The 21962-nt window shown below is 72.6% G+C and carries 18 protein-coding genes and 1 pseudogene; 8 read left to right on the forward strand and 11 right to left on the reverse strand.

The genetic code is table 11. The features are described 5' to 3' along the window. Positions 1-417 precede the first annotated feature (417 nt). Positions 418-1212 carry an isoprenyl transferase gene (locus tag ACFC1F_RS04225; protein WP_209417189.1) on the reverse strand — a complete coding sequence of 265 codons (795 nt, stop codon included), beginning with the start codon at positions 1210-1212 and terminating at the stop codon, positions 418-420. Between the two features lie 406 nt (positions 1213-1618). On the opposite strand from ACFC1F_RS04225, the gene ACFC1F_RS04230 reads away from it, so the two are divergent. Continuing rightward, positions 1619-3235, forward strand: coding sequence for a chitinase (locus tag ACFC1F_RS04230; protein WP_376155523.1), 1617 nt, complete (start codon positions 1619-1621; stop codon positions 3233-3235). A 195-nt stretch (positions 3236-3430) separates the two neighbouring features. On the opposite strand, the gene ACFC1F_RS04235 is transcribed toward ACFC1F_RS04230, so the two are convergent. After that, the gene (locus ACFC1F_RS04235; protein WP_376155524.1) at positions 3431-4147 is read right to left on the reverse strand and encodes a prepilin peptidase; all 717 of its coding nucleotides are present in this window, start codon (positions 4145-4147) and stop codon (positions 3431-3433) included. A 135-nt stretch (positions 4148-4282) separates the two neighbouring features. Between ACFC1F_RS04235 and ACFC1F_RS04240 the strand changes: the two genes are divergently transcribed. Together ACFC1F_RS04240 and ACFC1F_RS04245 are read left to right on the forward strand one after the other, a co-directional pair. Continuing rightward, entirely contained in the window at positions 4283-5029 is a 747-nt protein-coding gene (locus tag ACFC1F_RS04240) for a hypothetical protein (protein WP_376155526.1), read from the forward strand. A gap of 100 nt (positions 5030-5129) precedes the next feature. Beyond that, positions 5130-6344, forward strand: a complete 1215-nt coding sequence (locus tag ACFC1F_RS04245; protein WP_376155528.1) for a pyridoxal phosphate-dependent aminotransferase — start codon at positions 5130-5132, stop codon at positions 6342-6344. A 183-nt stretch (positions 6345-6527) separates the two neighbouring features. On the opposite strand, the gene ACFC1F_RS04250 is transcribed toward ACFC1F_RS04245, so the two are convergent. After that, complete coding sequence (locus tag ACFC1F_RS04250; RefSeq protein ID WP_376155529.1) at positions 6528-8369, reverse strand: phosphoenolpyruvate carboxykinase (GTP); 1842 nt, start codon at positions 8367-8369, stop codon at positions 6528-6530. A 276-nt stretch (positions 8370-8645) separates the two neighbouring features. On the opposite strand from ACFC1F_RS04250, the gene ACFC1F_RS04255 reads away from it, so the two are divergent. Next, positions 8646-9329 (forward strand): hemolysin III family protein, encoded by a 684-nt coding sequence (locus ACFC1F_RS04255; protein WP_376155531.1) that lies wholly within the window; start codon positions 8646-8648, stop codon positions 9327-9329. Here the strand turns inward: ACFC1F_RS04255 and ACFC1F_RS04260 are convergent. Beyond that, the gene (locus ACFC1F_RS04260) at positions 9300-9890 is read right to left on the reverse strand and encodes a hypothetical protein (protein ID WP_376155532.1); all 591 of its coding nucleotides are present in this window, start codon (positions 9888-9890) and stop codon (positions 9300-9302) included. The genes ACFC1F_RS04255 and ACFC1F_RS04260 overlap by 30 nt on opposite strands. A gap of 315 nt (positions 9891-10205) precedes the next feature. Here ACFC1F_RS04260 and ACFC1F_RS04265 point away from each other — a divergent pair, with 315 nt between their 5' ends. Continuing rightward, a complete protein-coding gene (locus tag ACFC1F_RS04265; RefSeq protein WP_376155534.1) occupies positions 10206-11840 on the forward strand; it encodes an MFS transporter in 1635 nt (544 codons plus the stop codon). A gap of 8 nt (positions 11841-11848) precedes the next feature. Continuing rightward, positions 11849-12508: a TetR family transcriptional regulator gene (locus ACFC1F_RS04270; protein WP_376155535.1), complete on the forward strand. Its 660-nt coding sequence runs from the start codon at positions 11849-11851 to the stop codon at positions 12506-12508. A 75-nt stretch (positions 12509-12583) separates the two neighbouring features. On the opposite strand, the gene ACFC1F_RS04275 is transcribed toward ACFC1F_RS04270, so the two are convergent. Next, positions 12584-13426 carry a hypothetical protein gene (locus tag ACFC1F_RS04275; protein ID WP_376155537.1) on the reverse strand — a complete coding sequence of 281 codons (843 nt, stop codon included), beginning with the start codon at positions 13424-13426 and terminating at the stop codon, positions 12584-12586. Between the two features lie 9 nt (positions 13427-13435). After that, entirely contained in the window at positions 13436-14095 is a 660-nt protein-coding gene (locus ACFC1F_RS04280; protein ID WP_376155539.1) for a papain-like cysteine protease family protein, read from the reverse strand. A gap of 264 nt (positions 14096-14359) precedes the next feature. Here ACFC1F_RS04280 and ACFC1F_RS04285 point away from each other — a divergent pair, with 264 nt between their 5' ends. Next, the gene (locus ACFC1F_RS04285; RefSeq protein ID WP_209416860.1) at positions 14360-15292 is read left to right on the forward strand and encodes a hypothetical protein; all 933 of its coding nucleotides are present in this window, start codon (positions 14360-14362) and stop codon (positions 15290-15292) included. Between the two features lie 6 nt (positions 15293-15298). Here ACFC1F_RS04285 and ACFC1F_RS04290 read toward each other — a convergent pair whose 3' ends face one another. Continuing rightward, complete coding sequence (locus ACFC1F_RS04290) at positions 15299-15934, reverse strand: hypothetical protein (RefSeq protein ID WP_376155541.1); 636 nt, start codon at positions 15932-15934, stop codon at positions 15299-15301. Next, positions 15931-17679, reverse strand: coding sequence for an alpha/beta hydrolase (locus ACFC1F_RS04295; protein WP_376155542.1), 1749 nt, complete (start codon positions 17677-17679; stop codon positions 15931-15933). The genes ACFC1F_RS04290 and ACFC1F_RS04295 overlap by 4 nt, the downstream gene beginning before the upstream one ends. A gap of 94 nt (positions 17680-17773) precedes the next feature. Here ACFC1F_RS04295 and ACFC1F_RS04300 point away from each other — a divergent pair, with 94 nt between their 5' ends. Beyond that, complete coding sequence (locus ACFC1F_RS04300; RefSeq protein ID WP_376155544.1) at positions 17774-18142, forward strand: hypothetical protein; 369 nt, start codon at positions 17774-17776, stop codon at positions 18140-18142. Here the strand turns inward: ACFC1F_RS04300 and ACFC1F_RS04305 are convergent. The 3 genes and pseudogenes from ACFC1F_RS04305 to ACFC1F_RS04315 form a co-directional block, all read right to left on the reverse strand. Beyond that, positions 18112-18903: a sterol desaturase family protein gene (locus ACFC1F_RS04305; protein ID WP_376155545.1), complete on the reverse strand. Its 792-nt coding sequence runs from the start codon at positions 18901-18903 to the stop codon at positions 18112-18114. The genes ACFC1F_RS04300 and ACFC1F_RS04305 overlap by 31 nt on opposite strands. Before the next feature lie 21 nt (positions 18904-18924). Then, on the reverse strand, positions 18925-19833 hold the full coding sequence (locus ACFC1F_RS04310; RefSeq protein ID WP_376155547.1) for a GNAT family N-acetyltransferase: 909 nt from the start codon (positions 19831-19833) through the stop codon (positions 18925-18927). 40 nt (positions 19834-19873) lie between these two features. Further along, a pseudogene (locus ACFC1F_RS04315) lies at positions 19874-21953 on the reverse strand (thioredoxin domain-containing protein). Positions 21954-21962: the final 9 nt, after the last annotated feature.

Here is a 21962-nt window from a genome sequence, read left to right on the forward strand (position 1 = left end):
CCCCGGTGGCCTCGGGGCCGGTCTGACCGGAGTATTCCCAGGCGAGGGGCGGTGCATTCGCGTCCTCGGCGAACTGACGGATCATTGCCGGTGAACGTTTGGCCTCGCCCCGGGCCCGGGTAGGCCAGCTCCTACGGGGCAGTCGCGCGGCGGCCCGGCGAATCGGCGCCCGGCCCGACGGCGCGGTGCCCCGGGCCGACGGCACGGCGACCGGCCGGCGGCTCCCGCGAAGACCCGGAGGACGGGGCACGTCCAGAGCGCGGTCGGGCCAGGGTCACACCGGAGCCGAGCCGGGGTCACGCCAGGGCCGGGCCAGGGTCACACCGGAGTCGGACCGGGCTCACGCCAGGGCCGGCGCGGAGCCAGGACAGGGCCGGCCCGGAGCCGGACCGGGCTCACGCCGGAGCCGCGGCAGGGTCAGAGCCCCATCCGCCGGTGCCGCTCCTCGTACGCGCGCAGCGCCCGCAGGAAGTCGACCTTGCGGAAGGCCGGCCAGTACGCCTCGCAGAAGTAGAACTCGCTGTGCGCGCTCTGCCAGAGCAGGAAGCCGGAGAGCCGCTGCTCGCCCGAGGTGCGGATGACCAGGTCCGGGTCGGGCTGGCCCTTGGTGTAGAGGTGCTCGGCGATGTGCTCGACGTCGAGGATCTCGGCCAGCTCCTCGATCGAGGTGCCGCGCCCGGCGTGCTCCTGGAGCAGCGAGCGGACGGCGTCGGCGATCTCGTGCCGGCCGCCGTAGCCGACCGCCACGTTGACGGTGATGCCCTCGATCCCGGCGGTCTCCTCGGCGGCCCGCTTGAGCACGTCCGCGGTGTGCTGCGGCAGGAGGTCGAGCGCGCCGACCGGGTTGACCTTCCAGCGGCGGGCGGCGGCCAAGCCGGTGACGGCGTCCTCGATGATGCCGAGCAGCGGGACCAGCTCGTCCGCCGGCCGGGAGAGGTTGTCGGTGGAGAGCATCCAGAGCGTGACGACCTTGACGTGCGTCTCGTCGCACCAGCCCAGGAACTCGCTGATCTTGTCGGCGCCGCGCTGGTGGCCGTAGGCGGTGGAACCGCCGGTCGCCTTGGCCCAACGGCGGTTGCCGTCGAGGATCACGCCGATGTGGTGCGGGGTGCGGGCGAGGTGGACCTCGACCCGGCGCCCGTAGAGGCCGTACATACCGTCCAGCAGGGTGCGCAGACCCGGCGTGCGTTCGACGACATCGCGCAGACCCATGGTTTTCGGCCCCTCCGTAACTCTTCACCGGGGTGCGTCACAACCCCCGGCGCAGCCTACTCCCGCGCGGACGCGCTGGGTAAAGCCGCAGGTAGCGGTCCGGTCACGGTCCTGTGCTGAGTCTGTTGCGACCGGCGCGGCGAGGGTGGCCGGAAGGCGCCCGCCGGAACGCCGGGCGACCGCCGGGTCGACGGCTACGGAACGGTATCCGATTCCTTAAGGAATCCGTAAGCCGACGATCGATGCTTGACGACCGCCAATGGTCTAGTCCAGCTTTTGACCCAGGGCGGAACAAGCACCGAACCGCCGCCCCACCCGAGGCAGTACTGCGGACCTCCCCTCCCCCACACGCGGCCGCCGCGCCCCCCACCGCGGCGGCCGCTCCTCCCCCCAGGAGCGCACCTCCATGGCCCGTACGCTGAACCAGCCCGCGCACAAGCGCCGGCGCAGCACCCTTCCGGCCCTCGCCGCCGGCGCCACCGCCCTCGCCCTCGCCGGCAGCGGTCTGGCCCTCTTCGCCGGCGGCGCCAACGCGGCCGCCGGGAACCTGGTCGCCAACGGCGGCTTCGACTCCGGCTCACTCGCCGGCTGGTCGTGCACCGGAGCCGCCACCACCGTCTCCACCCCGGTCCACTCCGGCAGCGGCGCGCTCCAGGCCACCCCGGGCGCCGGGGACACCGCCGAGTGCACCCAGACCGTCAGCGTGCTGCCCAACACCAGCTACAGCCTGAGCGCCTGGGTCCAGGGCCCGTACGTCTACCTCGGCGCGCGCGGCACCGGCGGCACCGACCCGAGCTCGTGGTCCAACCAGAGCAGTTGGAACCAGCTCTCCTCCACCTTCACCACCGGCGCCAACGTCACCAGCATCACGCTGTACCTGCACGGCTGGTACGGCCAGAGCGCCTACCTCGCGGACGACGTCGTGCTGAGCGGCCCGGGCGGCACCTCCACCCCGAGCCCGACCGCGACGCCCACCCCCACCGCGACCGCCACGGCCACCGCCTCGCCGACCGCGACCGCCTCCCCCACGGCCACCGCGACCCCTACGGCGACCGCCACCCCGACCCAGACCGCGACGCCGACCCCCACGGCCACCGCGACCACCACCCAGCCGCCCGTCACCGGCCTGCCCAAGCACGTGGTCACCGGCTACTGGCACAACTTCGACAACGGCGCGACCGTCCAGAAGCTCGGCGACGTCCAGAGCGCGTACGACATCATCGCGGTCTCCTTCGCCGACGCCGTGCCGACCAGGACCGGCGCGATCAGCTTCACGCTCGACCCGGCGCTCTCCAAGGCCCTCGGCGGCTACACCGACGCGCAGTTCCGCACCGACGTGAACGCCAAGCGCGCGGCCGGCAAGAAGGTCATCCTCTCCATCGGCGGCCAGAACGGCGCGATCAGCGTCAACGACGCCGCCGCCGCGCAGGCCTTCGTCGACACGGCCTACGCGATCATCAAGGACTACGGCTTCGACGGCATCGACGTCGACCTGGAGAACGGCGTCAACGCGACGTACCTCGGCAACGCGCTGCACGGCCTCCAGGCCAAGGTCGGCCCGAACTTCATCCTGACGATGGCCCCGGAGACCATCGGGATGTACAGCACCGCCGGTGCCTACTTCCAGCTGGCGCTGAACACCAAGGACATCCTGACCGTCGTCAACACCCAGTTCTACAACTCGGGCGGCATGAACGGCTGCGACGGCAAGGTCTACAACCAGGGCACCATCGACTTCATCACCTCGCAGGTCTGCACCCACATCCAGGGCGGCCTGCGGCCCGACCAGGTCGGCATCGGCGTCCCGGCGTCCAGCAAGGCGGCCGGCGGCGGCTACGTCTCGCCGACCGTGGTGAACAACGCGCTCGACTGCCTGGCCACCGGCAAGAACTGCGGCAGCTTCGTCCCGCCGGCCAAGTGGCCCACCATCCGCGGCGCGATGACCTGGTCCACCAACTGGGACGCCAACAACGGGAACGCGTTCTCCAACGCGGTCGGCCCGTTCGTCCACCAGATGCCGTAACTCCCCCGGCCCGTCGCCGGACTCCCGCCGTCCGCCCCGCGGGCGGGCCGGAGTCCCGTGACGGGCCACGGCGCGGCGCCCCTTGAGGGTGGGGCCTGCGCGCCGTGGGCGGGCCCGTCGTACCCGACCGGTACGACGGGCCCGTTCGCGTTCTCCGCACCCGCGCCCGCACCGTTGCCCGCACCCGCACCCGGCCTACTGCAACAGCACCGTGGCCAGCGTGCCGAGCAGCAGGAACGGGCCCATCGGCAGCTCCAGCCCGCGCACCGGGCGCCGCCGGACCAGGGCCGCGACGGCCCTGACCACCCCCCAGAGCCCGGCGAGCGCCATGGCCACGAACAGCCCGGTGAAGGCGGCGGCCCAGCCGTACCGGCCGAGCAACGCGCCGAGGCCGAGCGCCAGTACGGTGTCCCCCTCGCCCATCAGGCCGAACCAGGAGGGCAGTTCGAAGAGCACGGCGGCGGCCAGCGCCACCAGCAGGCAGCGCAGCAGCGCGCCCGGGCGGCCGTCCGCCAGCTCCAGCACCACCAGCAGCAGCGCCAGACCGGCCGTCAGCGTCCAGCTCAGCGGGTACGGCAGCCGGTGCACCCGGGCGTCGGTGAAGCCGAGCACCACGCCGGGCCCGGCCGCCCAGAGCAGCAGCAGGGCGTCACCCGGGTGGGCCGCACTCAGTGCGGCCGCGGCCGCGGCGGCGGTGACCGCCTCCACCAGCCAGGCCCGCGGGCCGCCCAGCCGCTCCCGGCAGCCCGGGCAGCGTCCGGTCGGCGGCAGTCCGCGCAACTCCCGTGCGCAGGACGGACATGCGGTGCACCACGGCTCTCCCTCGGGCACCGCGTACCGCAGCACCAGCCCACGCAGTGCCGGCGCCACCAGCAGGCCCGCCAGCACCGCTCCGAGTACGGCGACGACCACGGCAACCCCTCCCGCCCCACCCGGCTTTCCCCGCCCCGGGAACCGACCCGCTATTGTCCTCGTCCGAGCCAGAGGCGGCGCCCGGACCTGATCCGGAGCGCCGCATCGACGACATCATCCAACGGGGAACACATCTTGACGAACACCCAGAAGGTTCTGCGCGCCGGTCTCCCGGTCGCGGCGCTCGCGATGCTGCTGACGGCCTGTGGGCCGGACAACGCCGATCCGGCCGACCCGGCCGCGGCGGGCGCCGGCGGCGCGGGCACCACCGCCTCGGCGGCGGCCAGCTCCGCGGCGGCGGCGACCGGCGGCACGGCCGGCACCGGCGGCGCGGCCACCGGCGGGACGGCCACCGGCGGCACGGGCGGCGCCAACCCGGCCCCCACGGCCACCACCAGCGGCAACCCGATCGGCGGCGCGAGCGGCGGCAGCGGCAAGGTCGGCTTCGGCAACCCGCTGGCGCTCACCGCGACCGGCAGCTACCAGGGCAAGACCAAGGCCGACGTGACCCCGGTCTCGGTGGTCAAGGGCACCGCGGCCGAGATCGCGCCGTTCAACTTCAAGCCGGCCGACGTGGAGGGCAAGACCCCCTACTACGTCACCGTCTCGTTCACCAACCGCACCGGCGCCCCGCTGACCGACGAGTACTTCATGATGCGGTTCAAGGTGAACACGGACGCCAAGGCGTCCGGCATCCTGCCGGCCCCGGTCGTCATGAAGTCGATCCCGCAGTGCGACGCCGGCAAGAAGCCCGGCACCCTGCCGGACGGCCAGGCCCAGCAGCAGTGTGCGGTCTATCTCGTTCCGAACGGCACTCCGCCGCAGTTCCTCTCCTTCGGCAGCGTTCTGGACACCGAGCCGCTGGTCTGGAAGGTCGGCTAAGCCACCCGCCTGCCGATCGAAGGCAGGCACTGAGGGCGGTCCGGCGCGCGTCCCCGCACGCGTGCCGGACCGCCCCGCCGTACCCCTAAAGTAGGCAGGCATGCAGGTCATCCAGTCCAGCAAGCTCGCCAACGTCTGCTACGACATCCGCGGCCCGGTGCTCGACGAGGCGATGCGGCTGGAGGAGCAGGGCCACCGCATCCTGAAGCTCAACACCGGCAATCCCGCCGTGTTCGGCTTCGACGCGCCCCCCGAGATCCTCCAGGACATCCTGCGCAACCTCTCCTCCGCGCACGGGTACGGGGACTCCAAGGGCCTGCTCTCGGCCCGCCGCGCCGTGGTGATGCACTACGAGGACCGCGGCCTGCACGGCCTCACCGTCGAGGACGTCTTCCTCGGCAACGGCGTCTCCGAGCTGATCCAGCTGGCCATGACGGCCCTGCTGGACGACGGCGACGAGGTGCTCGTCCCCGCGCCGGACTACCCGCTCTGGACGGCCTCGGTCTCGCTGGCCGGCGGCACCGCCGTGCACTACCGCTGCGACGAGCAGTCCGAGTGGTACCCGGACCTCGCCGACATCGAGTCCAAGGTCACCGACCGGACCACGGCGATCGTGGTGATCAACCCGAACAACCCGACCGGCGCGGTCTACCCGCGCGAGGTCCTGGAGGGCCTGGTCGACATCGCCCGCCGGCACAAGCTCGTGGTCTACGCCGACGAGATCTACGACAAGATCCTCTACGACGACGCCGAGCACGTCCCGCTGGCCACCCTGGCCCCGGACCTCTTCTGCGTCACGTTCAACGGCCTCTCCAAGGCCTACCGGGTCGCGGGCTTCCGCTCCGGCTGGATGGTGCTCTCCGGCGACCGGCAGCGCGCCCGCAGCTACATCGAGGGCCTGACCGTGCTCGCCTCGATGCGGCTCTGCGCCAACATGCCGGCCCAGCACGCCGTCGCCGCGGCGCTCGGCGGGCGGCAGTCGATCAAGGACCTCGTCCTCCCGGGTGGCCGACTGCTGGAGTCCCGGGACACCGCGTGGCGGCTGCTCAACGACATCCCCGGGGTCAGCTGCGTCAAGCCGAAGGGCGCGCTCTACGCCTTCCCCCGGCTCGACCCGAAGGTCTACAAGATCAAGGACGACGCCCAGATGGTGCTGGACCTGCTGCGCGCCGAGCGGATCCTGCTGGTCCAGGGGACGGGCTTCAACTGGCCCGAACCGGACCACTTCCGCGTGGTCACCCTCCCCCGCGCGGAGGAGATCGCGGACGCCGTCACCCGCATCGGCGACTTCCTCGGCGGATACACCCAGCCCTGACGGCGTTCCTCCGCGAGCGCGGCGCCTGGGCGGCCGCTCCCGGAAAAGCTACGGCCGGAGTCCCGGTCCGGACGATCTCCTTGGTCGGGGAAAGATCGTCCGGCGGGGCTCCGGCCGTCCTGTCGCTCGGTCGGTGCGCGATTCGTGCCACGCACCTCCGATGCACTCCGCTGAGGCTCAGGCTCAGCCGAGGCGCGCGACCAGGTCTCGGTACTCGTCCCACAGCTCGGTGGGCGTGTGGTCGCCGAACAGCTCCAGGTGGGCCGGGACGAGCGCGGCCTCCTGGCGCCAGATGTCGGCGTCGACGGTGAAGAGCAGGTCGAGGTCCTCCTTCGACAGCTCCAGGCCCTCCAGGTCGAAGCCCTCGACGGTCGGCAGCACGCCGATCGGGGTCTCGACGCCCTCGCCGGTGCCCTGCAGGCGCTCGACGATCCACTTCAGCACGCGGCTGTTCTCGCCGTAGCCGGGCCAGACGAAGTTGCCCTCGCCGTTCTTGCGGAACCAGTTCACGTAGTAGATCTTCGGCAGCTTGGCCGCGTCCGCCTGGGCGCCGACCTTCAGCCAGTGGGCGAAGTAGTCACCCATGTTGTAGCCGCAGAACGGCAGCATCGCGAACGGGTCGCGGCGCAGCTCGCCGACGGTGCCCTCGGCGGCGGCGGTCTTCTCGGAGGCGATGTTGGCGCCCAGGAAGACGCCGTGCTTCCAGTCGAAGGACTCGGTCACCAGCGGGACGGCGGTGGCCCGGCGGCCGCCGAAGAGGATGGCCGAGATCGGCACACCCGCCTGGTCCTCCCACTCGGGGGCGATGGTCGGGCACTGCGCGGCCGGCACGGCGAAGCGGGCGTTCGGGTGGGCGGCCGGGGTGCCGGACTCCGGCGTCCAGCTGTTGCCGCGCCAGTCGGTCAGGTGTGCCGGCGGCTCGTCCGTCAGGCCCTCCCACCACACGTCGCCGTCGTCGGTCAGCGCGACGTTGGTGAAGACGGTGTTGCCCCAGAGCGTCTCGATGGCGTTGGCGTTGGTGTCCACGCCGGTGCCGGGGGCGACGCCGAAGAAGCCGGCCTCGGGGTTGATGGCGTACAGGCGGCCGTCGGCGCCGAAGCGCATCCAGGCGATGTCGTCGCCGATCGTCTCGACCTTCCAGCCCGGGATGGTCGGCTGGAGCATGGCCAGGTTGGTCTTGCCGCACGCGGACGGGAAGGCGGCCGCGACGTACTTGGGCTCTGCCTGGCCCGTGGCGTCGGCCGGCGGGGTGAGCTTGAGGATGAGCATGTGCTCGGCCAGCCAGCCCTCGTCGCGGGCCATGGTCGAGGCGATGCGCAGCGCGTAGCACTTCTTGCCGAGCAGGGCGTTGCCGCCGTAGCCGGAGCCGAAGGACCAGATCTCCCGGGTCTCCGGGAAGTGCGAGATGTACTTGGTGGTGTTGCACGGCCACGGCACGTCCGCCTGACCCTCGGCGAGCGGGGCACCGACGGTGTGCACGGCCTTGACGAAGTCGCCGTCCTCACCGAGCTGGTCCAGCACGGCCTGGCCCATGCGGGTCATCACGCGCATCGACACGGCGACGTAGGCGGAGTCGGTGATCTCGACGCCGTACGCGGCCAGCGGGGAGCCCACCGGGCCCATCGAGAAGGGCACCACGTACATGGTGCGGCCCTTCATCGCGCCGCGGAACAGACCGTTCTCCCCCTGGAAGAGGGCCCGCATCTCGGCGGGGGCCTTCCAGTTGTTGGTCGGGCCGGCGTCCTTCTCCTGCTCGGAGCAGATGTAGGTGCGGTCCTCGACGCGCGCCACGTCCGTGGGGTCCGAGGCGGCGTAGTAGGAGTTGGGGCGCTTGTCCTCGTTGAGCTTCTTGAAGGTGCCCTGAGCCACCAGCAGGTCCGCGAGGCGCTGGTACTCCTCGTCCGAACCGTCGCACCACTCGATGCGCTCCGGCTGGGTGAGCTCCGCGATCTCGCTCACCCAGGCCAGCAGACGCTCGTGGCGGGTGGGCGCGGATGCGCTGAGAGCGAGGTTCTCGTTCGACACGATCGCTCCGTTTCACGCCATCTCGGCAGGGAGGCGGCGTAGCGGGGGTTTGAGGGTGCTTGCAGCGTAGCTCCGCTCTCCAGCCCCGAATACGGCGCAGCGGTGAAATTGACGCATCTTTTACTACATTCAGTCCGGTTACTGGTTGGTAATGCATCGCTTCCGGCCGAGCGAGGGCACCTCAACCCCACCCCCGAACACTCCAAAACGTCCAAGTAGTGATGAGCACCACTTCCTACGCGGCAGTAACCTACGGACCCGTAGGTAACAGGTAGCATGCAGCCCATGACTGCTGAGCTCGTGGAGAGCACGGAGCGTACGGAGAGCAAGCCGAAGTGGCGCGGCTGGCTGCACGCCGCGATGTTCCCCGCCACGGTGGCCGCCGGGATCGTGCTGATCTGCCAGGCCGGCTCCACATCCGCCAGGGTCGCCTGCGCGATCTACTCGGCCAGCGCCTGGCTGCTGTTCGGCGTCAGCGCGGTCTACCACCGCTTCACCTGGGGTCCGCGCGGCGACGCCGTGCTGCGCCGGCTCGACCACGCGAATATCTTCCTGATCATCGCGGGCACCTACACCCCGTTCACCATCCTGCTGCTGGACGGCGGCGCGCGGCAGGCGCTGCTCTGGGTGGCCTGGGGCGGGGCGCTGGCCGGGATCGCGTTCCGGGTCTTCTGGGTCGGCGCGCCGCGCTGGCTGTACACGCCGGTGTACATCGCCCTGGGCTGGGCCGCCGTGTTCTTCCTGCCGGACTTCCTGCACACCGGCGGCGTCACGGTGGTGGTGCTGATGGTCGTCGGCGGAGTGCTCTACAGCATCGGCGGGGTGGTGTACGCACTCAAGCGGCCCGATCCGTCACCGCAGTGGTTCGGCTTCCACGAGGTGTTCCACGCCTTCACCCTCGGGGCCTTCATCACCCAGTACGTCGGGGTCTCACTGGTGGCGTACAGCCCGGTCGGCTGAGCCGGGCACGCCATGACGGGCGGCCGACCGGTCCGGTGACCGGGTGGCCGCCCGTTCCGCTGTCCACTCCGGGGCGGGACGCGGCGGGCGGTCGCGGTCGAGGCGGCCGTGATCGGGGCGACCGTGATCGGGGTGGCCGCGGTCGGGGTCGGGACGGTCGGGGTCGCGGTGCGCGGGCCGGGCGCCCGCCGAACGGTCGCGGACCTGGCGCTCGCGCGGCGCGCGCTCGTACGGCGCGCGCTCCTGCGACACCGCCGGGCGGGCCCGGCGCGGGCGGGAGCGGGCCCGGCGGGCGTCCAGCGCCTCGCGGGCCCGGCGGCAGCGCTCACAGTGCGCCGCGTCGGGGGTGACGCCGGCCGCCTGGTGGCCGCGCGGGGCGACCGGCTGGTGCAGCAGGCGCCAGCGGCGGCCGACGTACACCATCAGCAGCAGCACCTCGACCCCGGCGACCGCCAGCACCAGTGCGGCGCCGTTGATGAGATAAGCGGCGACCACGGCCAGCGCCGATCCCACCACCACGGCCGCACCCCAGATCTGGGCGCTCGACTCCCTGTCGGCCATTCGGTCTCCCCTTCCTGCGCCGGGCCAGTGGTCGGCTCCTGCCGCCCCACCCCTTCTCCGCTCTCGGCACGCGTCGGCCAGCACTGACCGATTGCCACATCGTATCTACCGACAGTCACCCGCAGCCGCCCCGAAGCGGCGAACGACAGATCAACGTTGCGTCAATTCCATGTGCGGAACGCGCACTTCCAGGACACATCACCGAGCGTGACGGCACCGGTACCACTCGGCGTATTGACGGTCTCCATCTTTTGAGAGTTACTGTCATTTGACAGGAACTTCCCCGTCCTTCCGACCGGCTTCCGGAGGTTGCCCGTGTCCACCGCTCCCGCCCCGGCCCCGCCCGGGCCGCACCCACGACGCTGGCTGGCGCTGGTCGCCGTCGCGCTGAGCGTCCTGGTGATCAGTTTCGACATGACGATCCTCAACGTGGCCCTGCCCACCCTGGCCTCCCAGCTCCAGGCCACCACCGGGCAGCAGCAGTGGATCGTCGACTCGTACACCGTGGTCTTCGCCGCCGCGATGCTCCCGGCCGGGCTGATCGGAGACCGCTTCGGCCGCCGCCGCACCCTCACCGTGGGCCTCGCCCTGTTCGGCCTCGCCTCCGCGGTCGGCATGCTCGCCGACAGCCCCGGCACCCTGATCGCCGCCCGCGCCGCGATGGGCCTGGCCGGCGCGCTGGTCATGCCGATGTCCATGGCGGTCATCCCCGGGCTCTTCCCCTCCGGGGAGCAGCGCCGTGCCACCGCCCTGCTGGCCGCCGCACTGGCGGCCGGGGCCCCGCTCGGCCCGCTGATCGGCGGCTTCCTGCTCCAGCACTTCTGGTGGGGCGCGGTCTTCGTGATCAACATCCCGCTGACCGCCATCGGCATCGTCGCCTGCGTGCTGCTGCTCCCGGAGACCCGCAACCCCGCCGCTCCCGCGATCGACCTGCCGGCCACCGTGCTCGGCGCCGGCGGCCTGGCCGCCCTCACCTTCGGCATCATCGAGGGCCCCGACCGCGGCTGGGCCGACCCGCTGGTGCTCGGCATGATCGTCGGCTCGCTGGTCGCCCTCACCGCCCTGGTGCTGCGCAGCCGCCGCCAACGCGACCCGATGCTCGACCTCGCCCTGCTCGCCGACCCGACCTTCGGCTGGTCCTCGGTGGCCGCGACGCTGGTCTCGCTGGTCCTGTTCGGCGCCTTCTTCGTCCTGCCGCTCTACTTCCAGAGCGTGCTCGGCGCCGACGCCTTCGGCACCGGCCTGCGGCTGATGCCGATGATGCTCGGGCTGATGGTGGCCGCCAAGCTCAGCGACCGGCTGGTCACCCGGATCGGCGCCCGCGCGGTGATCACCGTCGGACTGGCCGTGCTGGCCGCCGCCCTGCTGCTCGGCAGCCGCACCGAGACCTCCGACGGCTACGGCCTGGCCGCGGTCTGGCTCACCCTGCTCGGCCTGGGCATGGGCCTGTCGCTGATCACCGCCCAGGCCTCCGCCCTGCTCACCCTGCCGCCCGCCCGGGCCGGGGTCGGCGCCGGGCTGATCCAGACGCTGCGCCAGGTCGGCGGGGCGATCGGGGTGGCCGTCTTCGGCAGCCTGCTGGCCGGCTCGTACCGGGGGGCGCTGGACACCACCGCACTCTCCGCCGACGCCGCGCACAAGGCCGGGCAGTCGGTGGTCGCCGCCGACGCCGTGGCCGCCGCCACCGGGGACGGGGCGCTGGCCGCGTCCGCGCACGCCGCGTACGTCCACGGCATGACGGTCGTGCTGCTGGTCGCCGGGGGGATCGCGGTGCTGTCGGCGGTCCTGGTCGCGCTGCGGATGCCCGCCGTCGAGCCGCGCCCCGCCGAGGAGCGGGCCGGGGCGGAGGAGGCGACGGAGGCGGCAGCCGCCGGGACGGGGCCGCGGCCCGGACCCCCGCCGGGGGCGTCGTCGGGGACGGCCACCGTGCCGGCCGCCGATCGCGGATAATCGAAGGTATGAGCGCAACGCGGCCGACAGCGGCACCCCCGGCAGCAGCCCCGGCCAACCCGGTCCAGGCCATGCTGGAGGCGCCGCTGTCGCTGCGCGAACGGAAGAAGCTGAAGACCCGTCAGGCGATCCGCCGCGAGGCGTACCGGCTGATCGCCGAACAGGGCTACGAGGGCACCACCGTGGAGCAGATCGCCGCGGCGGCCGAGGTCTCGCAGTCCACGTTCTTCCGGTACTTCGCCACCAAGGAGGACCTCGTCCTCACCGACGAGTACGACCCCGCGATGGTCACCGCGCTGCTCGCCCGCCCCTCTGACGAACCGTTTCTGCAGTCCTGCCGCGAGGTCATGGTCGGACTGCTCCGCGAGCTGCTCCAGCACGAGCGCGACGAGCTGATCACCCGGATGCGGCTGGTCGACGAAGTCCCCGCGCTGCGGGCCCGGATGCACGAGACCGCCAACGACCCGCAGCGGCTCTACCTCACCGTGCTGGCCCAGCGTGCGGGAATCCCCGAGCCGACCTTCGAGATGCGGATCACCGCGGCCGCCATCGGCGCGGCCACCACCGAGACCGCGCTCCAGTGGGCCCAGGGCGGCGGCACCCAGGACATCGCCGACCTGGTCGACCAGGCCTTCGCCGTCCTGGAACGCGGGTTCACCGGGCTGTAGCCGACCCCGCGGGCGTGCACGCGGCGGCGGGGCCCGGCCGCCGTGCCGGACCCCGCCGCCCCTCACCCGGTGGCGCTACCCGCGCCGGGCACCCGCCCGCCGCCGCAGCGCGACGCCCCCGCCCGCGAGCGCGGTGACGCCCAGGGCCGCGGCCGCCGTGACGGCGGGCAGTGCGGTACCGCCGCCCTGCGCCGCCTCCTGCACGGTGGCGTCCGGCTGGTAGCCGCCGCCCTTCCCGGCCCGGTCGTACGCCGAGCCGGGCAGCTTGTCCCCGTACCGCTGGCGGACCAGATTCTGGTACGCCGCCAGGCTCACCCCGGCCGCGCCGACCGATCGCCTCGCCTCGTCGTCCAGCGGCAGCACCCGGCCGTCCCGCAGTACGTACCAGGCGTTGAGCTGCGGCTCGCGGAACGCCGTCCCGCCGCCGCTGCCGGCCGCCCGCGCCGCGTAGTCGTTCTCGTCACCGCCGGAGGCGATGTTGACGACCCGCCAGGAGCCTCCCTGCTTCACGGTCCAGACCGAGGCCACCTGGCCGTCCGCCGAGACGGCCCTGCTGGCGGTGAACTCGGCCTTCGCCACCGCCGCCCCCGGGGTCCCGGCCACGAAGGCCGCGTCCAGGGTGTAGACCGGCACGGTGTCGCCGGACAGCCTCGGCGCGGCCGCGCCCGCCGCCCGCGCCTCCTCGGCCGCGCCGATGGTCGACTGTTTGGTCGGCGGCACGCCCCTGCGGGCGAAGAAGCGGCCCAACTGCTCCAGGACGGCGGGGCTCTGGGCGGCGCCCCGGGCCTGCGCCAGCTCCTCGGCGGTGACCGGCACGGGGGCGCCGGACCCGCTCTCGGCGTGGGCCGCCGGGGTGACGGCCAGACCGAGGCCGGCGGCGATCAGGACGGCCGCGGCCGCGTTACGGATGCTGGTCATGGTCGCCCCTCACGCGCCGATCCGGTACAGGGAGTGGGTCCAGGAGAACGTGCCGTTGGACACGTAGTAGTTGTAGTCCGCCCAGTTGTAGCGGTAGTTGGACGGCCACGGGTCGCCCCAGTAGACCTGGTTGCCGGCGGTGTCGTACCCGTACACGACGTGCATGTGGCCGCCGCCGGAGCTCCACTGGATCCGGGTCTCGATCGGGCGGTCGGCGTTCACCTCGGTCTGCACGGTGCTGTAGCGCAGGTACCCGGTGACGTACGAGCCCGGGTTGATGCCGACCCGGCTCAGGCCGTTCTGCACATCGCCCAGCGTGGCCTGGCTGTTGGGGCAGGTGGAGTTGACCGATCGGCCGAACGCGGCGTTGCAGAACTGGTTCTGGCTGTAGTCGTAGCCGAACCAGGTGGCGATGGTGTTGCCGCTCGCCGCCCAGCACCAGTTGGTCTGCTGTTGCTGCTGCATGGTGATGTTGAGCTTCTTGTACGTGCCGGCCAGGTCGGCCGTACTGCCCGCGGCTCCCGCCGGGCGGACGTGTGCGGTGGGGGCCGGCGCGCCGTTGGGGGCGGCGGAGGCCGGGGCGGTCGCGGCGACGGTGAACACCGGGCCAAGCACGCCGAGCGCGAGCACCGAGACCGCACGGCGCAGGCGTATCCGTGGAACTGACATGGGGGCGTTCCTCCTTGCACAGGCACAGGAGTGGAGAGGTGTGGGGGTGCGGTCCGGATCGCGTCACCGAGCATCCGCCGTTGTCAGAGCCTGGTCAACGGCCCTCCCGACCCCCGCCCGCAGGTGTGAACGACCCCGCCCAGGTGTGAACGCCGCCCCCGGAACCGCCGCGCGGCAGCGCCTCCACCGGTGACAAACCGCCTTCCGCATGTGAATATTCACGACCAACCGGAACCCGCCGGCCCGACCCCCGAAGAGGCCGCCATGCACCGCGGCGAACAGGCCGACCTCGCCACCGCCCTGCGCACCGGCCCGTTCCACCTCGCCCTGCGCACCGCCATCGCCGCCCGCGGTCTCGCCCTGCACCGCGTCCGCGAGCACCTCGCCCAACGCGGCGTCCAGGTCGGCATCACCAGCCTCAGCTACTGGCAACAGGGCCGCCGCCGGCCCGAACGGGCCGAATCCCTGCGCGCGGTCCGGGTGCTGGAGGACGTCCTGGACCTCCCCGCGCACTCCCTCACCCGACTCCTCGGTCCCCGCCGCGCCACCCCCGCCGACCCGGCCGGCCCGCCGGTCCTCCCCTACCGCGACCTCATCACCCCGGCCACCGCCGTCGACGACCTCCTCGCCACCATCGCGAGCCCGCGCGACACCGGCCTGCACACCATCACCCACATCGAACGGATCCGCGTCGGCCCCGACCGCCACCTCGTCCGCCGCGACTCCCAGCACGCCCTGCGCGCCCACCGCGACGGCATCGACCGCTACCTGGCCATCTACCAGGGCGATCCCGGCTGCGACATCACCCGCGTCGGCGTCCGTGCCGAGGAGAACTGCCGCCCCGGCCGCATCCGCCGCGACCCCGCCCACGACCTGCTCGTCGCCGAGCTCCTCCTCGACCGCCGCCTCCGGGCCGGCGACACCCACCTGCTCGGCTACGGCTTCGACGACGCCCCGTCACCCACGCCCAGCAGCGAGTACGTCCGCGGCTTCAACTCCGGCGCCGGCCAGTACGTCCTCCAGGTCACCTTCCACCCCGCGGCCCTCCCCGTCCGCTGTCACCGCTTCGCCCTCCACGCCCCAGGCGGGAAGCCGTACGGGACGGAGGAGCTGACGCTGGACGGCCACCACTGCGTCCACCTCGTGGGCTCGGCGCTCCAGCCGTGCCTGCTGGGCATCCGGTGGGACTGGGAGTAGCGGGGGTCAGTGCGACCAGTAGGGGTCGTCGACGGCGTCATCGGCGACCACGCCGCCGGAGGTGCGGGGCCTCGTCGGGAGTGGCGAGACCGGCCCGTACTCGTGGGCAGGCTGGTACCGCACGAAGTCGAGCTCGCCGCTGAAGGCGACCGAGTTGTACGACCCGTCAGAGGACGCGCCGAGGGAGACGGACAGCCCATCGTCTGTCGTGCAACTGAGAGAGGTCAGTTTGGGGTTGTATTTGTCGGGTCCGGAGCGCTCCACGCGGCCGCACCCCATGCCCTCCCAGCTCCAGCTGATCTGGTCGAGCAAGCGCGGAAGCTTCACCTGAGCAATCCGGGTACGGATGGTGACTGCTCCGAAGAGCCGCGACTTCAAGTTCGGCTCGCCGTCCCAGTGGTCCTCCTCGCGCGTCACCTGGTAGTCGCCGCCGAGGTACTCCACCTGCGGCGAGATCCCGGCCATGGTGGCACGCAGGAACTCGTCGATCCGGTCCTTCGCCGCCGCCGGGCTCTTCAGCTTGAGGACACGCTTGTCCCGCAACGCCATGGGCCCGTATCCGTTGTAGAACAAACCCACTCCGGCTGTCAGTACTGCGACCACGACCGCGAGTGGGACAACCACCTTCCAGCGGATCCTCATCGGCCCTCCACCTGCACGACGTCGCAGCCTCGGGTCACGATGGAGGCGATGTTCCCCAGCGAGGGGCCGCCGTTCTCCGGGGTCAGGTACTTCGTGTGCATCCCGATGACGTCCGTCGCATTCCCCCCGTCGCTGACGGAGAAGCGCTTTCCCCCGAAAGCGGAGCTCGCCGGGTCCGTCCCGTACCAGCCGTCGTCCGGGTTGAGGAGTTCGTGCTTGCCCCAGCCGATGATCGGGCCGCTGGTGACGGTGATCAAGGCATCGCTCTTCGTCGGGGTATGGGTGACCGCGTCGTTCGACGCCGCACCCGCCCAGACGTGACCCGGCATCCGCAGGTCGGAGGCCTTGTCCACACCGACGCCCGGACTGCCGATGAACACCACGTCGTCCGGCGGCGTGTAGGGCGCGCCCGGTGTGGTGGAGAGCTTGGTGGCCTGGCCGACCACGTACGAGCCGTAGCTGTGACCGATCGACGTGATGTGCGGTGGCTCGCCGCCTTGATGGCTCGCCCGCACGCCGCTGAGGAACTTCGCGTAGGCCGGGGCGGCTTTGTCACCGGCCCCACTCGACGCAGCACTCATGTCCTGCCCCGGAGGGTCGTAGCCCAGCCACACGATCGACGCGACCGATCCACCCGGCGGCAACTTGGCGTTGGCCGCTCGCCAGAGGTTGAGCGTGTTCTCGGCCTCGTTGGTTCCGGGGGTCCAGTCGCCCTTCGGCCCCAGGGACGAGGGGTAGGTCGTGATCCCCGGGACGTACGAGGAGATGTCTGTCGCGGTGTCGGGGTTGCCGAAGGAGATGATCGCCCGGCCGTGCCCGTCGTTACCGATGCCCAGGAGAAAGTCCTGCGGACGGCCGTCACCCCTGAGCCTGTCGTCCTCCCTCAGGCGCTCGCTGATCGGGAACAGCTCGTTGTAGGTCTGCTGTTCGCCCGTGGTCAGCGGCCTCGTCCGCCTGGTCTCCACCAGATCACTGAGCGTCTTCCTCAGGTACTCCCGGTTCACCTGGTCCCGTATCGGGGCCGGGATGCCGTCGAGGTTGCCGATCGCCTCCGGGTGGTGGTCGATGAACCACTGCTGTCCCGCCGGGTCGAGGCCCCTCCACCAGGAGTTGACCTCCGTCGGGCTGGCGTCCTTGCCCGGCATGTCCTTCTTGTAGCCCGCATTGTTGAGGTCGCCGAACTGCTGGAGGTACCCGTCCGCGCTGGCCGTCTTCAGGTCCAGGCCGGACTTGTCGGTGGCGCGGCCGGTGAAGCGCCTGAGGTCGGCGGCGAGGCCCTGGTCGGCCTGGGTGGCCTCGCCGAGTGCGCCGGCGATCCGCTTGGCGATGTCCTCGGCGGCCGCCTTCTGCTTGTCCGCCCAGTCGGTCGCCTGGTACGGGTTGGCCGAGGCGCTCCAGCTGACGGTGCCGTCGTCGGCGACCTTCAGGTTCTTGGCGGCCGCGTCGGTGAGCGCCTGCCGCAGCTTGGACTGCGCGAGGCTGAACGTGTCGGCGTGGTCGCGCAGGGTGCCCTCGATGCAGGACAGTTCGATGTCCGCCGCCTGGAGCTTGTCCGTGGTCGCGTCCAGGGACTTGGTGGCCGCGTCGGCGGCGCCCCCCGTCCAGCCGGAGCCGTGCACGCGGTCGGCCGTGCCGCTCTTCCAGTCCGCGGTGTGCTGTACGTACGCCTTGTACAGCTGCCCGTACGCCTCGGCCGCGGCGTACAGCTCCTCCGGTTTGGCGTTCTTCAGGCCCGCCAGGTCCACTGTTCAGCCCCCCAGCTGTCGCTCACGAGTGGTCCCTCTTGTACTGTCCGTTACCATAGCGCGCACAGCCGACAGCACGGTCGAGGGGGAGACGGTGGCCGGAGGAACGGGATTCACGGTACGGCCGAACGAGTTGTCCGCCGCCGGCACCAACGCGCAGACGGTGGCCGGGAAGGTCCCCGAGGAGACGGCGAGGCTGGCCGCGCCGAGCGACCGGGCGGCGGCTGCCCTGCCGGGGTGGCAGAGCGGGGCCGCGCTGCACGAGTGCTCGGCCGCCTGGAAGGCGCTGCTCGACGGACTCGCCGAGGACATGAGGACGGCGGGCGGCAATCTGCTCGCCACCGCCCACAACTACCGCAACAGCGACCGGTCGATGGGCGGCACTCCGGTGGCGGAGGGCGGCGGCAGCGACCCGTTCAACACGAAGGTCCGTCATTCGCCCGGGGTCCACGCGATCGACTGACGGGCGGCGGGCGTCTGCCATTCGGCGGCGCGGAGGGTGTCGTACGCCGGGTCGACGGTGCCGCAGAGCCGGTCCCAGACCGTGGTGTAGAAGCCCAGGTTGACCGCCGGGTCGGCGTGGTGGCCGGCGTGGAACATCGGCAGCGCGACCCACCGGAACACCACCCACCGCCGGACGCGGGCGGGGAACGGCTCGACGCCCAGATGGCCGAGCAGGCCGAAGACCAGATTGACGCCGACGTACCCGGCCAGGGCCGCGGCGGAGATCTCGTGGAGGCCGAGCACCGCGAGCCAGGCGCCGCCGAAGCCCGCCACCTCCAGCGGGTGGAGCACGAAGAGGGTGGCCGGCCGCGGGTCGGGGTAGCGGTGGTGCATCTCGTGGGCCAGCCGGTAGAGCCGGCGGCGGTGGGCGGCCCAGTGGCCGCCGTACATCAGCGCGTCCATCACCAGCGTGAACACCAGGAGTTCGGCGACCGCACGGAGCCCGGTGTCCGCCGTGAGGCGGATCCAGCCGGCCTTCCAGAGCGCCCAGCCGGCCACGCCCACGGCGGAGTTGAGCAGCACGGCGGTGGCCGACAGCAGCAGCTCGCGCCGGTCGGGCGGCGGGGGCGGCGGGGTCACCCGGCGTTCGCCGTACCGCCGGACCAGCAGCCCGCCCGCGGCCAGTGCGAGCACCAGCAGCCCCAGGTTGACGGCGAGCGCACCGGCCACCACCTCACCCGGAGCGAGCCGGGCGGCCCACGTCAGCAATCCGTCCGTCATCGCGCCACCCCCGCACCCCGCCTACCCCGCCCGGCCCGTCCGCAGACGCCCTCGGCCCACGAGGTCCGCGACGTCCACGAAGTCCAGCGTCAGACAGTCTTCCACCGGCCGGTACCCGATCTGCTGGTAGATCGAGTTGCTGGTCGGGTTGGCGAGGTCGGTGTAGAGCAGCACCTCGGCCGCGCCGCGGGCGAGGGCGGCCGCGGAGGCGGCCGCCGTGACACCGCTGGCGTAGCCGTGCCCTCGTGCCCCGGCGGGCGTGTAGACCGGGCCGATGCGGGACATGCCGGCGACCACGGGACTGTTCCCGGCCATCGCGACGGGCCGGCCGTCGTCCTCCCAGACGTGGAGCAGGCCGTCGGCGATGCGGTCGTCCACCGTGCCCGCGATGTTGGGGAGTTCGACGGTGCACTCGATCCCGAACGCCTCGTACCACTCGATCAGCAGCTCGCGGTCGGCCGGTACCGCGACCCGGTGGCGGCCGGCGGGCGGGCGCGGCGGGCCGGTCAGCTCGCCGAGCCGGTAGAGCCGTTGCCTGAACCGGAGGGACCCGGTGGCGCCGGTGCCGGCCTGCCAGGCGGCGGAGAACGCCCGGACCGCCGACTCGCCGCCGGACACCCCGGTGACCTCGGTGAACTCCGGCCCGGCCGCGGCCAGTTCGCCGGCGAGCACGGCCGCGGCCCCGTCCGGCATCACACCGAGACGCAGCTCGAACGGCGGTGTCCGCAGGAAGGCGCCCTCGACCGGGCCGCCCGGCTCGCGGCTCCACCAGCCGAAGACCGGCGTGCCCTCCCCGAAGGCGTGCGGGCCGCGCCCGACCAGCCGGTCGACCACGGTGAGGAGCACGGTGTTCTCGGCCGGGCGCGCACCGAGGAAGTCTCCGGCCTGGGTACGAAAGTCGTCGAGGGAGGTGGTCAACGTCCAGGTCATGGCCGATTCTCGCCCGGCCGTTGCACCGGGGACAACCGGATTACCCGGCCGAGCCGACCGCCTCCGACCGGGCCCCGAGCCGCTCGGCGAGCACCGCCGGATCGGTGGTCGGCGCGTCGCACGCGAAGTGCCGGCAGACGTACGCGGCCGGCGCACCGGCCACCAGCGGCCGGTCGGCCAGCAACGGCACCTCCGCCGCGGGCCCGGGCTCACCGAGGGCGACCACCGCGCCCGGTGCCGTCCCCAGCAGTGCCGCCCGGTGCAGCGCCGCCGTCGCCGCCGCCCCGGCCGGGCCGACCACGGCGACCTCGCGCGGACCGTCCGCCAACGCCTCGGCGACGGCCAGGCCCCAGCCGATGAACCTCGGTGCCCGGGTGGCCAGCGCCCCGACGATGCCCAGCGCCCGCTCGGCGGCGGTGCGGTGGCGCGCCGACCCGGTGTAGGCGGCGTAGGTGAGCAGGGCTCCGGCGGCGGCCGTCCAGCCGGACGGGGTGGCGTTGTCGGTCGGGTCCTGGGGCCGCCGGATCAGTTCCTCGGCGTCGTCGGCGGTGTCGTACAGCGCGCCGGAGGCCTCGTCGGCGAAGTGCTTGAGCACCGTGTCGAGCAGCCCGCCCGCCAGCTCCAGCCACTCCGCCTCGCCGGTGACGGCGTACAGCGCGAGGAAGCCCTCGGCGGTGTCGGCGTAGTCCTCCAGCACGCCCGCGTTGCGGTCGTTGCCGCGGCCGTCCCGGGAGGTGCGCAGCAGCCGGCCGTCGGGCAGCAGGTGGACGGCGAGCAGCAGGTCCGCGGCGCTCTCGGCGGCCTCGACCAGGTCGGGGCGGTCCAGCAGGGCGCCGGTCTCGGCGAGCGCGGCGATGGCGAGGCCGTTCCAGGCGGCGACCACCTTGTCGTCGCGGGCGGGCGCCGGCCGCCCCGACCGCGCCTCGAACAGCCCGGCCCGGACGCGTTCGGCGGCCTCGGCGTCCTGCGGGTCGGAGAGCAGTTGCAGCACCGAGGCGCCGTGCTCGAACGTCCCCGCGTCGGTCACCTCGTACAGCGCCGCCGCGAGCGCGCCGTCGGCCTCGCCCAGCACCTCGGCCAGCTGCCCGGGCGTCCAGGCGTAGTACGCCCCCTCGACGGACGCGCCGGTCGCCGCGTCCAGGCTGTCCGCGTCCAGTGCCGAGGCGAACGCGCCTTCCGGGGTGCGCAGTTCGCGCAGCAGGAAGTCCGCGGTGGAGAGCGCCACCCGCCGGGCGAGCGGGGAGCCGGTGGCCCGCCACAGGTGCAGGTAGGCGCGGAGCAGCAGCGCGTTGTCGTAGAGCATCTTCTCGAAGTGCGGCACCACCCACCCGGCGTCCACCGAGTACCGGGCGAAGCCGCCGCCGAGCTGGTCGTGGATGCCGCCGCGGGCCATCGCCTCGCCGGTGCGGACGGCCATCTCCAGGGCCGCCTCGGAGCCAGTGCGGGCGTGGTGGCGGAGCAGGAACTCGATCACCATGGACGGCGGGAACTTGGGCGCGCCGCCGAACCCGCCGCGCCGGGCGTCGAAGTCCCGGCTGAGCGCGACCAGCGCCTGGTGCAGGTCCGCCTCGCCCGGCGGGTGGTGGGCGCCCGCCGAGTACACCGAGGCCCGCTCGGCCAGGTCGGCCCGGATCCGGGTGGCGACCTCGCCGACCTCGTCCCGGCGGTCGCGCCAGGCGGCGTCGACGCCTTCGAGCACCTGCCGGAAGGACGGCATCCCGTGCCGGGGCTCCGGCGGGAAGTACGTCCCGAAGTAGAACGGGTCCTTGTCGGGCGTGAGGAAGACCGTCATCGGCCAGCCGCCCTGCCCGGTCGCCGCCTGCACCGCCTCCATGTAGACGGCGTCGACGTCCGGGCGCTCCTCGCGGTCGACCTTCACCGCGACGAACCGGCCGTTGAGGTACTCGGCGACACCGGCGTCCTCGAAGGACTCGTGCGCCATCACGTGGCACCAATGATCATCAGGCTAAGTGGCACGACGAATAGCCCACCGAGAGAAGGATGGGTACGTCGCGCCGCTTGGCCTCTTGCATCGCCTCCTCTCCCCATGGCCACCAGTCCACAGGATTGGAGGCATGCTGGAGCAGGTACGGCGACGTCGCGTTCGCGAGTCGATTCATACCGGCATC

It is taken from the genome of Kitasatospora sp. NPDC056181 (assembly GCF_042266225.1).
Taxonomy (GTDB): Bacteria; Actinomycetota; Actinomycetes; order Streptomycetales; family Streptomycetaceae; genus Kitasatospora.